Genomic DNA, 12,505 nt, shown 5'->3' with positions numbered 1-12,505 from the left:
TCATGCGCCCTTGTTCAGCCCGCGCGCTGGGCCAAAATCTGTTCGATCAGGCGAATATCATCGGGCTTGTCGGCGTCGATACAGGCCTCGGGCGCGGACATGGGGACCAATTGGGCCTGCACACCAAAGCGCGCGCCCGCGCGTTTGATGCCTTGCTGGGCGGTAAACAGGCGCAGCAAAGCGCCGATCATCAAGAAGGGGCCAAAGGCCGCGATGATTTTGCGGCCCTTTTTCCGGTCGCGCTCAATGCCGCTCCAAAACGACAGCAAAGGTTGCACCTTGGGGCCATGCAGCCAGAATAAATTGGCACCCGACCACCAGCCCGCCCGAAATTTCAGCCATGTGCGCCGCGATTCGGGATAAGCCGCCAACAGATTTTTGCGTTCCACCATGCCCACGGCAACGTCGCTGTTCGCGGCCCCCGCGACAAATTCCGCGACCATTTGCGGGGTCAGCAACACATGATCCGCCGTGGTGACCAGCACGGGTTCGTCCCGATCCGCCAAGGCAGCCGCCAAGGATGTACTGATACCTTGGCCCGACACGGCGAATATCACATCGGTCACGCTGCTGATGCTGGGGTCTGCTGCCAAGCTAGCGGTGTCTTGCGCCAAAATGGTGATGCTGCCGATATGCGGCGATGCCCGCAGGGCGCGCAGAACATGCGCTAGCATCGGTACGCCCGCGATGGGCAACAACGCCTTGGTTGATGCGCCGCTGGGGTTTAACTGCGGGTTTTGCAGCAATGGGTCGGGGCCGGGGCGGCTGCCCGCCAGCACCAAGGCGGATATGCGTTTTTCGGTCATTCTAGCCTGTCCTGCCATTTTCATTGTCTGGCTGCGGCGCGGTGACGGCGTGCAGAAATTCCGCCGCATCATGCAAGACCCGACCATCGCCCCGAAAAGGCTGTGCCAGCGCCATAACGATAGCGCGGTGGCCCATATTGGCAAAGCCAGCAAATATGGCCGGAGCGCCAATATTCGTCAGCGCATCGGCCAAGGCCCGGCTGTTGCGGGGGCGCACCACATCATCATCCAGCCCGCTGGCCAACCAAAATGGCGGCGCATCGGGCCGCACAAAGCCAATCGGCTGGGTGTTGCTGGCGGGCCTTATGCGGCCCATGGCGATATCGGCAGAGCCACCCTTTTCCATCGGCAGAAAATCATATGGTCCGGCTAAGCCCGCCACCCCGCGCACATAAGCGGCATCGCTGCCAGCACGGCGCAGCCATTGTGGGTCCAGCGCCAGCATGGCGGCATTATAAGCCCCTGCCGAATGGCCCATCAACGCGATCCGCCCTGCATCGCCGCCATAGGATTCAATATGGCGGCGCACCCATGCAAAAGCCGCCGCGCCATCTTCGATGAAATCGGGCCAATGCGCCTTGGGGGCCAAGCGCACATCCGGCACCACGGTTAAAAACCCCTGCCGCGCCAAAGCACGGGCGACAAAACCATATTCGGCGCGTTCGCCGCTGCTCCATCCGCCACCATAAAAAAAGATAACGACGGGCAAAGGCCCCGACACGCCAACAGGTGCCCAAATATCCAATTGCTGGCGCGGGCCGCGCCCATAGGGCTGTCCATCGGCCAACATTTGGACATCATCCGCGCCGCCCAGCAGGCGGTCGGCAAAGTTCAGGGATTTGGGGCCGCTTAACTTGGCGACTTTTGCGCCGCCGCCAAAGGCCAGCACCAAGATCACCGCTAAGATCAATAGCTTGATTAACAAGGTCGTCCTTTGCGCTGGCTGTGCATCGCCCTGCCCTAGCTTTGTGGCGGGTGTTTCACAAGCAAGCATGAAAAGGCCCTCGTCGCCCTTGTCCGCCCCGTGCCACCAAATCGCTTGTCGCGCGTCTTAGGAACATGACCTATTTATTCCACCGCCCCATCATGGTCTGCAACGCCCAAAGCGGCAGCCATGACCCTGAAATGGAAACGCAATTGGGCGAAATATTGCGCGCAGCAGGCCGCCCCTTTGTGCACAGCATCCATTTGCCAGATGATGATGTGCCCAGCCGCGACATGCTGGAGGCGCATGAGGCGGATTTGCTGGTCATTTGGACGGGCGATGGCAGCATTCGCGCCGCCGCCCAGAAAATTGACGGGTGGGACGGGGCGATTTTGCCATTGCCCGGCGGGACGCTGAATTTGCTGTCCAAAAAGCTGCATGGCGACCGCGACCCCGCCGATATTTTGCGCGATGTCGTGAGCGATCATGCGATGCGGCGATCCATCCCCATCTTGCGAGGAAGCGCTCATTCGCTCGCGGACGCAAGTTCAGGCCCAAGTTCCGGCGAGGGAGACGATTCGATTGCCTTGATTACCATTTTGGCTGGTCCCGCCACCCGCTGGGCGGAGGTGCGGGAAACCCTGCGCCAAGATGGCATTATCAGCGCCACCCGCAGCGCGCCAGACGCGGTGAACGCCATGCTGAACGCGCCGGGTGTGCGCGTCACCGGCCATGCAGGCGAGCATAGCGCCGTCATCCTGACGCCCTTGCCCAATGGCATTGATGCACATGGCATATTGGCGGAAGGCGCGATGGATTTGCTGCGCCATGGTCTGGCGTGGCTGGGCGGTGATTTTCGTGATGGCCCCAGCCAGTTCATCACCAAAGCAGCCGAGCTTTGCTTGGAAAGCGACCGCCCGATCAGTATCGAATTTGACGGCGAGTTGACCGAACATCCATCGCCGCTGTTCGTCCGACTGGGGCATAGCGCGACGGATTTTCTGAGCACGCGATGATCCGCCTGTTCCACATCAGCGACCTGCATTTCGGCCTAGAGGATCGACACGCCTTGGATTGGTTCACCGCCTGCATCGCCGAAGATCGGCCCGACGCGGTGATGATTACGGGCGATTTGACGATGCGCGCCCGTTCGCGCGAATTTGCAGCGGCTTGCGCGTGGATTGAGGGGCTGAATGTGCCCGTGACGGTTGAGGTCGGCAATCATGACCTGTCCTATTTCAATCCGATTGAACGCTTTTTATGGCCCTATCGCCGGATCAAGCGCATCAAAAAATTGCTGGAGCGCAAGCTGGAATTGGAAGGCGTGGCGATTGTTCCGCTGAAAACCACCGCGCGGGCGCAGTGGCGGCTAGATTGGTCGAAAGGATGGGTCACACAGCCCGCTTTGGACAAATGTTTGGGCGCGATTGATGCTTTGCCGCCCGACAAATTGGTGCTGGTCACTGCCCATCATCCGTTGGTCGAAGCAGGCCGCCATGGGCGTTCGCTGACGCGCGGCGGGCGCAGCGCCCTGACAGAGTTGGCGGTGCGCAACGTCGGCGCGGTGCTGAGCGGCCATGTCCATGATGCCTTTGACCTAGAGGAACCAACGGCAGCGGGTCCCATTCGGATGATTGGCGCGGGCACGCTGAGCCAGCGGGTGCGCTCCACCCCGCCCAGCTTTAATGACCTTCGCATATTGGGGCGGCACATCCATGTGCAGGTCCGCAATTTGGCCAATATTCCAACGCGCGATATGCAAATCGACGATGTTCCGCCCGATGCCCTGCCGCCCCGTTCCCCCGAACACCCCATCGCCCCGATTGCCGCTGTGCCGTCCACGGACCCGCCTGTTCATTGACGACGATGATTTCGATTGACCAATGATAATTCCTCATTAGTTTTAAAAGAAAACTGGATGGGTGAGATGCTGACAAAAGGTGATGATTTCCCGCTGCATCAAAGCAGCGAGCCAATGGCTTTTGCCGGTGGCGATCGTAATTTTTACGACCGCTATTTCTTCAATGGTTATAGCCCCGACGGCCGTATATTTTTTGCGGCGGCCATGGGATTTTACCCACAATTGAGCATAGTGGACGCCAGTTTTTGCGTCATCCTAGACGGGGTTCAGCATAATTTGCGCGCCAGCCGCCGGTCCGACGGTGACCGACTGGACCTGTTCGTTGGTCCCATTGCGATCAGTGTCGACATTCCGTTGGAAAAATTAACGCTGATCATCAGCCCCAATGACGGACCATTGGCCGCCCATTTGACCTTTGCGGCGCGGCACAGCCCGATTGAAGAACCGCGCTTCATCCGCCGCAACGGCACGCGCTTGTTCATGGATTATACGCGCATGACGCAAAATGGGCATTGGACCGGCTGGTTCCGTGTCGATGGCCAGCGAGTGGAATTGAGTGCCAATTGGGGCGGCACCCGCGACCGCAGTTGGGGCATCCGGCCCGTCGGTGCAGCAGAAAGTCAGCCGCCGCCGCAGGGAAATTTCAGCCAATTTTTCTGGTTGTGGACACCGTGCAGCTTTGCCGACGCATCGCTGTTTTTTCACACCAATGACGATGATATGGGCATACCGTGGAACCGCCGCGCGGTGCTGTGCCGCGATGATGGTACGGAGCAGCATTTCGATGCGCCGCGCTTTGAAATCGACTGGGAAAAAGGCACCCGCCGCGCCGCTGGATTAAGCGCTGATTTGGGCCATGGGCATCATATAACCCTGCGCCCCAAAGGCCCTGTTTTCGCCATGAGCGGGCTGGGATATACTCACCCCATATGGGGGCATGGGCTGGACCATGGGCCAGATCTGGACATCGCCTATGACCAACTGACCGAGGCGGAACGTGGGCCAAGCAACCCGCTGGCGATGCATATTCAGCAATTGGTGCAGGCCGTCTGGACCAGCCCCAATGGCAGCGCCGAAGGGATTGGGATTGCCGAACAATTGTTCGTCGGCCCGCATCAACCCACGGGCCTGACTGGCCTGCTTGACCCCGTTGCCTGAGGGGATGGATATGAACTTTCCGACACAGATTGATCAAATCAGCGTCCCGTGGTTGGAACAAGTGATGGGCGCCAGCAGCGGCGCGCTCAGGGCTATATCCGCCAAGGCGATTGGAACGGGCCAGATGTGCGATAGCTTCCGGCTGTCATTGGATTGGACCGACGGCGCAAGCGACAAGCCGCAGACCATCGTCGTGAAATGCCCCAGCCAAGACCCCGCCAGTCGCCATGTGGCGGGGTTGACCGGAACCTATGTCAAAGAAGTGGGCTGGTATCGCGATTTGGCCGCCGCCAGCGGGGTCGCTGCGCCCACATGCTATTTCGCGGACATTGATGCCAATGACGTGGACTTTATTTTGCTGTTGTCGGATTTGGCACCGGCGGTTCAGGGCGACCAGCTACGCGGGTTATCGCTGGATGGATTGCGTCCATCCATTGACGCCGCCGCCGCCCTGCACGCCATGATGTGGGGCAGCCCGAAATTGGCGGACTATCCGTGGCTACAGCGCGACACCAAGGAAATGGTGCGGATGTTATTCCCCCAAGCCTTTGAAGGGTTTCGTCAACGCTATGCCGAACGTCTGTCGCCCGATGTGCTGGCGATTGGCGCGGGCTTGGTGGACCATTTGGACGCATTTTTGGCGCGCGAAGCCATGGTGCCGACCTTGGTTCATGGCGACCTGCGGATCGACAATATTTTGTTCCTGCCAGACGGTTCGCAAAGCTGGCTGGTCGACTGGCAAACCTTGGCACAGGGCAGCGGGGCCAGCGATTTGGCCTATTTGATCGGCACCAGCATTGCCGACAAAGATGAACGGGCAGCGGCGGATCGTCCGGCCTTTGATCATTGGATGGCTGCGCTGCGCGGGAATGGCGTTGCGGCGGATGAGGATAGCTTGTGGAAGGAATATCGGGTCGGCGCCCTGAGCGGCTATTTCATGGCGGTATTTGCGTCGATGAATGTCGTGCGAACCGAGCGCGGTGATGAAATGTTCGCGGTAATGGCCGAGCGCCCGGCCCATCAGGCCATCGCGCTCGGCAGTCTGGAACTGGTTGCAAAGGGGGGATGAACCTGCGTTCCAGACAGGGGGGGCTCGGACTAGCCGATGGACAGCGGCATGGCAGTCCATCGGCCCATAAGAATTGGTAGCAACGCATCGGCTGGGGGAGCGATTGTCATCAACCCCGTTCCCCCGCTGGCCCATTTGCGGCAACAGGCCTTGGAAGACTTCAATATCTTAGGCCGATAGCTGTGGGGCCGCGGAAACGGCTTGGATGATGGCACCGCAAAAATCGGCCAAATCGTCGGGGCAACGGCTCGTGATGATATTGCCGTCCACCACAACGGACGCGTCAACAAATTCCGCGCCGCTATTCTTCACATCGGTGGCGATGGAACTGAAACTGGTGACGCGGCGATCTTTGGTCAGGCCAGCTTCGATCAGCAAAGACGGGGCGTGGCAAATGGCCGCAATGGGTTTATTGGCCTTGGCAAAATCCTGAATCAAAGAAATGCTGTTGGCATCGGTGCGCAGAACATCGGGATTCAACTGGCCGCCGGGTAAGACCAAGGCGTCATAATCAGCAGCAGACGCATTGGCGATTGTCAGGTCGGCAGCGACTTCTTCGCCCCAATCCCCATCGTCCCAGCCATAAATTTCACCGCCTTCAAGCGAGGCCAGATACACATCGGCCCCTTCTTCGGTCAGTCGTTCGTGCGGCACGGACAATTCGGATTGCTCGAACCCGTCCGTAGCGATGATCAATATTTTGCGGCCCGACAATGGGGAAGAATTGGCCATTGAGAATGATGTCCTGTACAAAATTACATATCTATGAAGGACGCCCTAGTCGGACAGTTGTTGCCAAGCAACCAGTGCTTCACCTCGACAAATTTCACTTTCCATCAAGCCTAATTATTATCGTTTTTTCTTCACAGTTTATCAGATGGAAAAATCGTTATTTCAATTTTTGCAACAGCAAGAAAGCTATACGCTATAATTGATAATTTTTGGGATAAATATAATATTTACACTGAAATTCAGTAAGATAACTGTTCAAACGAAGACATTCTTCATCGCACACCAACCATCGCAGAAATACGCATATTGGTCGCCAGTCCGTAATTTGGGTTAACCACAAAGCGCGTCCACCCATATATTTCTGGGGCAACAAAAAAGGCGGCCCGTTTCCGGACCGCCGCTTTTTTGTATAAGGCCAATGGCCGAATGATTAACGCTTCGAGAACTGGAAGCTACGACGTGCCTTGGCACGGCCATATTTTTTACGTTCTACAGTACGGCTATCGCGCGTCAGGAAGCCAGCCGACTTCACAACGCTGCGCAGAGCTGGTTCAAAGCGCGTCAATGCCTGAGCAATGCCATGCTTTACAGCGCCGGCCTGACCCGACAGACCGCCGCCCTTTACAGTGGCGACAACGTCATATTGGTCAATGCGGTCGGCCACGCCGAACGGCTGGTTGATCACCAGACGCAGGGTTGCACGTGCGAAATATACTTCTTGGTCACGGCCGTTGACAATGATTTTGCCGGTGCCGGGCTTGACCCATACGCGTGCAATGGCGTCCTTGCGGCGACCCGTTGCATAAGCGCGGCCTTGCTTGTCGACCTGCTTTTCACGCAGAGGAGCCGCAGGTGCTTCGACAGCGGCGACTTCTACAGCGCCAGCCAGATCCTTGAGATCGTTGATGTCAGCCATTATGCGCCCACCTTATTCTTGCGGTTCAACGAAGCGATGTCGATCACTTCGGGGTTTTGACCGGCATGCGGATGCTCGGTACCAGCGAAGATGCGCAGGTTACGCATTTGCTGACGACCCAAAGGACCACGTGGAATCATGCGTTCCACAGCCTTTTCCAGAACGCGCTCAGGGAAACGGCCTTCCAATACCTTGGCGGGGCTGGTTTCCTTGATGCCACCAGCATAGCCGGTGTGCTTGTAATAGCGCTTGTCTTGCAGCTTCTTGCCGGTGAACGCCACTTTTTCCGCGTTGATGATGATGACATTGTCACCGCAATCAACGTGCGGGGTAAAGCTTGGCTTGTTCTTGCCGCGCAGGATGTTGGCGATGATCGTTGCAACGCGGCCTACAACCAGACCTTCCGCGTCGATCAACACCCATTTCTTTTCGACCGTTGCGGCATTTGCCGATTTGGTCGTCTTGGTCAGCGCCTTCATGGCACGCTCCTTGAAGAGATGGATCGGTGCACAGCATATGCCAGCGCCCCGAAAAATAACCGCGCCGCCAAACCCATGACAGGAAAAGCGGCGCTTTCAACGCGGCCAATGCCGCTATGTCGGTAAAAAGTCAAGCGATCTGCGGTTTTGCTGACGGGTAATATAATACCGTCCGAATTTCCAAACCCACGCTTTTGCGTAAAATCGCCGGAGAAGCCGCCTGATATTTACGGATTATTGCGGGCGCCTTCACGATTCAGGCTGGCCGCCAGCAAGGCTACCAGAATCGCTCCGACAAATTGGTGCAAAACCGCAATCCACATCGACATGCCGCTGACCACCGTGACGATTCCCAGCATCACTTGCACCGAAATGACGGTCAACAATCCATGCGACAAAGCGGTGCTGCCCAACCGGCGCAAGCGCAGCGCAAGCACGACCACCACAGCGGCCGCCACCCATGCCCACCAACGGTGCAGGAAGTGCAGCAAAAATGGGTCATTGGTCATCGCCATCCATGCCCCGCCTGTCCAATCAATGCCTTGCGGCACAAAATGATCGTTCATCAGTGGCCATGTATTGGCAACATATCCAGCATTCAGGCCCGCCACCCAAGCGCCCAGCAGCAATTGCACCGTCACCACCACAAAGGTCAGGATGCCAAAGCCCGTCAACCGTGCTGGCCGCGCATCAGATTTTTTGGCCAAAGCCTGTAGGTCCCGCGCGGTCCAGACCAGTCCGGCCAACAGGAAAAGCGCGGTCAGCAAATGGGTCGCCAAACGATAATGGCTGACATCCGTGCGATATTCCAAACCGGATGTGACCATCCACCAGCCAATCGCCCCTTGAAAGCCAACCAAGGCCGTCAGGGCAAAAATGCGCAAGCTATAGCCAGCCGGAATGGCCCGCTTCCATGCGAAATAAGCGAAAGGCAGAATCATCGCACCGCCAATGATGCGGCCCAAAATGCGGTGAAACCATTCCCAAAAGAAGATCATTTTGAACGCGTCGAGCGACATGCCCAAATTCACTTCCTTATATTCCGGAATTTGTTTGTATTTTTCAAACTCTGCCATCCAATCCCCTTCGTTCAAGGGGGGGAGAATACCGGATACAGGTCGCCATTCCGTGATCGACAAGCCCGATTCCGTCAGGCGGGTAATGCCGCCAACCGCGACGACGATGACCACAAGTAAGGCAACAGACCACAGCCAATTGGCGATGGCTGCCGGACGGTGGCGGGGCGATATTTGCACAAATTGGGACTGGCTCATGCCTGTGCTATTGCCCCTTCGTTGGCGATAGGCAAGGGACCTTATGTCCTAGCCATGGCCATGCCGCAAAACCGGCTAAGGACAGGCAAGCTTCCATCAGCGTGCGCCCGCGCCTAAGGCAGAGGCCATAAAAGCCAAGAAGCGGTTATCCGTTATAACCCTTGGAATTGCGCAAAGCCTGCCTTATTTCCAAGCTATAGCGCCCATAGGGCATGATGGAAGCAAATGATATGACCCAAGAAACAGCCATTTTTGCCGGAGGATGTTTTTGGTGCACCGAAGCGGTGTTCCAATCATTGGACGGTGTCACGACCATCGAGAGTGGCTATATTGGCGGGACGACCGAAAACCCCACCTACAAGCAAGTGTGCACCGGCGATACAGGCCATGCCGAAGCGATTCGTATCACCTATGACCCTGATGTCATCGGCTATGATGATCTGGCAGATGTGTTTTTTGCGACACACGACCCAACCCAATTGAACCGACAAGGCAATGATATTGGAACCCAATATCGTAGTGCCATTTTTCCGCTGAACGAAGCGCAACATTTGGCAGCCCAAGGCGCCATCACCCGTGCCGCAGGCGATTGGCCCAGCCCGATTGTGACCAGCATCGAACCGCTATCACCTTGGTATCCCGCAGAAGATTATCATCAACGCTATTGGGATAACGACGGCCAAAGCAACCCATATTGCATGGCGGTCATTCCGCCCAAGCTGGCAAAATTGCGCAAAAAATTTACCCACCACTTAACCAACAACTGACGAAAATGGATGACACCCCAGTCCCAAGCATATGGGGACTGGGCCGGACAACAATTGACTTTTCCATCCTCGGAACTAGCGAAATATGAAGTTAAGACTTCGGTAAAGATTTGACGCTGTCATCTTTATGGCGAGGAAGCATGATTTTGCAGGTCATCTGCACAAATAAGGGGTGGTTAAGGGGTGCTTGCCGAGATCATTTTAGCGGCGGTATCCGTGTCATCGGCAGCCCTGCCTTATGACGAGCCATATGATGCGCCCCATGCGCTTCATGCCGCCAGCACCGTGCAAGATGGTGGAGCGACCACCAACCGGGCGGCGGACCGTTTGATCGGCGGCATTTTAAGCTATGTTCGCTGGCCCGACCTACGCCCCCTAGCCAGTCGAAAAATTTGCGTCGTCGGCGTACCAAAATTATCCAGCAACCTACGCCCGCTGCTGCCTGGCAATGTCGCGATGCATATATCCTATCGCGACGCACGCGATGTCATTCAGACGGATGGCTGCGATGCGCTGTTTCTGGGCAGCATTCCGGTTGCGGATCGGCAAAAGCTGATTGGCTGGGTGCGTGGACGGCCCGTTCTGACGCTGACGGACACCGACCCGTCCTGCTCCGGCGGGGCCATGTTTTGCTTGGTTGAGCGCCAACATGGCCCGACCTTCTTGGTCAATTTAGATGCCATTGCCCGTGGGCCCCTGCGCGTTGACCCCCGCGTGCTCCGCATCGGAAAGGATGGCTTACCATGATCCCATCCTTTTTCCTGATGTCGCGTCCGCGCTTGACCTTGCATGGAATTTTGGCCCGCTATCATTTTGGGGTCACTTTGCTGGCGGTCACATTGGCATGGATCGCGATTTTATTGGCCGGCATGACGGCCTTGAAAAGCTATGCCCACCAAAATCTGGATATGGCGGCCCAATTGGCATCCTATGGCGTCGAGCCTGGCCTTGTCTTCAATGACCAAGCGGCCATACAAGAAGCCATCGATCCGCTTATCCGAAAAGACGGCATTGCGCGCATTCGCGTATTAAACAGCTTGGGCAATCCGTTGCTCGACAGACGGTCCACTACGACCGACCCTGCGCCCTTTATGACCCAGATGCTGCTGCCCACTGCAGTCCATGCCCCTATTTTCCATAATGGATTGGAATTGGGCGGTGTTCAGGTTTGGGGGGACAGCAGCGCAGTGATGCGCTTTGCGAAATTGGGCCTGCTGACCGGATTGGCGTGTCTGGCGCTGACCATAGTGGGGTCCATGGCATTGGCGCGGCGCATCGACCGCGATTTGGTACAACCCCTCAGTGATATGGCGCTGTTGGCCCATGATGTGCGCTTGCACCGCCATTTCGAAAAGCGAGTGCAGCCAGTTGGCGTCGCCGAATTGGACCGGCTGGGCGGTGATATCAACGCCTTGCTGGAAGAGTTGCAGGGCTGGCAAATCGGCATGGAGCATGAACGGGCGCAATTGGCGCACCAAGCCATGCACGACCCCCTGACCACCCTGCCCAATCGGACGGCATTTGACGAACATTTGCGCCAACGTATTGCAATGGCGCAAACAGCGGGTGGCCAGCATGCGTCCTTTGCGCTGATTTTCATTGATGCGGATAATTTCAAGCAAGCGAATGACCAATATGGCCATGCGATGGGCGATCATGTGTTAATTGAGCTGTCGCGCCGCATCCATGATGCCACCAAAGATCAGGATTTTGCCGCGCGTTTGGGCGGCGATGAATTTGTTATCATCTTGGACAAGCTGGATTCCGATTTTTCGGTCGATCAATTTAGCGCTCAGCTCAAAACATCCGTTGGTCGCCCCATCCCCCTGCCGGGTAAAGGCTTATATGATGCGACGATCAGCGTCGGCTTTGCTTTTTACCCTGCCGATGGGACCAGCGCGTCCGACCTGCTGACCGCCGCGGATGCGGCCATGTATGCTGATAAATTTAGCCGGAAAATTTGATAGGAAGCTTTGCTGTGATTGAGAAACTCCGCTCTGCCGCCCGTTTATGCTTGCTGATGCTGGTCGGTTCCGCCTTGGCAGCGTGCCAATCTGTTCCGCCACACACGGGCTTTACGGCGGAGCAGATCAAAGTATTGCAAGACGAAGGCTTTGCTCAGGTCGACGACAATTGGCACCTCACCCTGCCCAGTCGCTTGCTGTTTCCGTCCGATCAAAGCGAATTATCCGCTGAAAAATTGGAAGATATTGCGCAATTGGCGCGCAACTTGGCCCGCGTCGACATTCATAATATTGTGGTAGAGGGACATACGGATTCCACCGCGTCCGATGAATATAATCTGCGGCTGTCGCACGCCCGCGCCAAAACTGTGGCGGTACCCTTGGCCGCCAATGGCATCCCCTTGTCGCCAGAAAAAATCATTGGCCGCGGTGAGGCATTTCCGATTTCCAGCAATGATACCCCCGAAGGGCGTCAGGACAATCGGCGGGTCGTTTTAATCGTCAGTCCCGATTGATAAGATTCTATTATCAAGCGAAAATATGTTCCTGCGGGG

The 12,505-nt window shown here is 56.9% G+C and carries 14 protein-coding genes; 8 read left to right on the top strand and 6 right to left on the bottom strand.

Translation table 11 applies throughout. The annotated features are described in order from the left end of the window. Positions 1-14: 14 nt before the first annotated feature. Positions 15-806: a nucleotidyltransferase family protein gene (locus LKO31_RS04660; RefSeq protein WP_227688915.1), complete on the bottom strand. Its 792-nt coding sequence runs from the start codon at positions 804-806 to the stop codon at positions 15-17. Position 807: 1 nt separating this feature from the next. After that, a complete protein-coding gene (locus tag LKO31_RS04655; RefSeq protein WP_227688914.1) occupies positions 808-1,731 on the bottom strand; it encodes an alpha/beta hydrolase in 924 nt (307 codons plus the stop codon). Positions 1,732-1,865: 134 nt separating this feature from the next. On the opposite strand from LKO31_RS04655, the gene LKO31_RS04650 reads away from it, so the two are divergent. Genes LKO31_RS04650 through LKO31_RS04635 form a run of 4 tightly spaced genes read left to right on the top strand, consistent with a single transcriptional unit; the run spans position 1,866 to position 5,819 of the window. Next, positions 1,866-2,747: a diacylglycerol kinase family protein gene (locus tag LKO31_RS04650; protein WP_227688913.1), complete on the top strand. Its 882-nt coding sequence runs from the start codon at positions 1,866-1,868 to the stop codon at positions 2,745-2,747. Continuing rightward, complete coding sequence (locus tag LKO31_RS04645; protein ID WP_227688912.1) at positions 2,744-3,592, top strand: metallophosphoesterase family protein; 849 nt, start codon at positions 2,744-2,746, stop codon at positions 3,590-3,592. The genes LKO31_RS04650 and LKO31_RS04645 overlap by 4 nt, the downstream gene beginning before the upstream one ends. 57 nt (positions 3,593-3,649) lie before the next feature. Further along, the gene (locus LKO31_RS04640) at positions 3,650-4,750 is read left to right on the top strand and encodes a hypothetical protein (RefSeq protein ID WP_227688910.1); all 1,101 of its coding nucleotides are present in this window, start codon (positions 3,650-3,652) and stop codon (positions 4,748-4,750) included. A gap of 10 nt (positions 4,751-4,760) precedes the next feature. Continuing rightward, positions 4,761-5,819: a phosphotransferase family protein gene (locus LKO31_RS04635; RefSeq protein ID WP_227688908.1), complete on the top strand. Its 1,059-nt coding sequence runs from the start codon at positions 4,761-4,763 to the stop codon at positions 5,817-5,819. Positions 5,820-5,987: 168 nt separating this feature from the next. Here the strand turns inward: LKO31_RS04635 and LKO31_RS04630 are convergent, their stop codons facing one another. The 4 genes from LKO31_RS04630 to LKO31_RS04615 form a co-directional block, all read right to left on the bottom strand. Continuing rightward, on the bottom strand, positions 5,988-6,551 hold the full coding sequence (locus tag LKO31_RS04630) for a type 1 glutamine amidotransferase domain-containing protein (RefSeq protein ID WP_227688906.1): 564 nt from the start codon (positions 6,549-6,551) through the stop codon (positions 5,988-5,990). Between the two features lie 430 nt (positions 6,552-6,981). Then, the gene (gene rpsI / locus LKO31_RS04625; RefSeq protein ID WP_227688904.1) at positions 6,982-7,467 is read right to left on the bottom strand and encodes a 30S ribosomal protein S9; all 486 of its coding nucleotides are present in this window, start codon (positions 7,465-7,467) and stop codon (positions 6,982-6,984) included. Beyond that, positions 7,467-7,946 (bottom strand): 50S ribosomal protein L13, encoded by a 480-nt coding sequence (gene rplM / locus LKO31_RS04620; RefSeq protein ID WP_227688903.1) that lies wholly within the window; start codon positions 7,944-7,946, stop codon positions 7,467-7,469. Before rplM ends, rpsI begins: the two co-directional genes overlap by 1 nt. 227 nt (positions 7,947-8,173) lie before the next feature. Continuing rightward, a complete protein-coding gene (locus LKO31_RS04615) occupies positions 8,174-9,220 on the bottom strand; it encodes a COX15/CtaA family protein (RefSeq protein WP_227688897.1) in 1,047 nt (348 codons plus the stop codon). Positions 9,221-9,450: 230 nt separating this feature from the next. Between LKO31_RS04615 and msrA the strand changes: the two genes are divergently transcribed. The 4 genes from msrA (at position 9,451) to LKO31_RS04595 (ending at position 12,466) form a co-directional block, all read left to right on the top strand. Further along, complete coding sequence (msrA, locus tag LKO31_RS04610; protein WP_227688895.1) at positions 9,451-9,987, top strand: peptide-methionine (S)-S-oxide reductase MsrA; 537 nt, start codon at positions 9,451-9,453, stop codon at positions 9,985-9,987. 183 nt (positions 9,988-10,170) lie between these two features. Beyond that, positions 10,171-10,734, top strand: a complete 564-nt coding sequence (locus LKO31_RS04605) for a YfiR family protein (protein ID WP_227688893.1) — start codon at positions 10,171-10,173, stop codon at positions 10,732-10,734. Continuing rightward, positions 10,731-11,951 (top strand): diguanylate cyclase domain-containing protein, encoded by a 1,221-nt coding sequence (locus LKO31_RS04600; protein ID WP_227688892.1) that lies wholly within the window; start codon positions 10,731-10,733, stop codon positions 11,949-11,951. Before LKO31_RS04605 ends, LKO31_RS04600 begins: the two co-directional genes overlap by 4 nt. A gap of 14 nt (positions 11,952-11,965) precedes the next feature. Next, complete coding sequence (locus LKO31_RS04595) at positions 11,966-12,466, top strand: OmpA family protein (protein ID WP_227688887.1); 501 nt, start codon at positions 11,966-11,968, stop codon at positions 12,464-12,466. The last annotated feature ends 39 nt before the right edge of the window (positions 12,467-12,505 follow it).

Source organism: Sphingopyxis yananensis (assembly GCF_020687785.1).
Taxonomy (GTDB): Bacteria; Pseudomonadota; Alphaproteobacteria; order Sphingomonadales; family Sphingomonadaceae; genus Sphingopyxis; species Sphingopyxis yananensis.
Note: the sequence above shows the minus strand (reverse complement) of the source record. Positions and strands in the feature narration are given on the sequence as shown.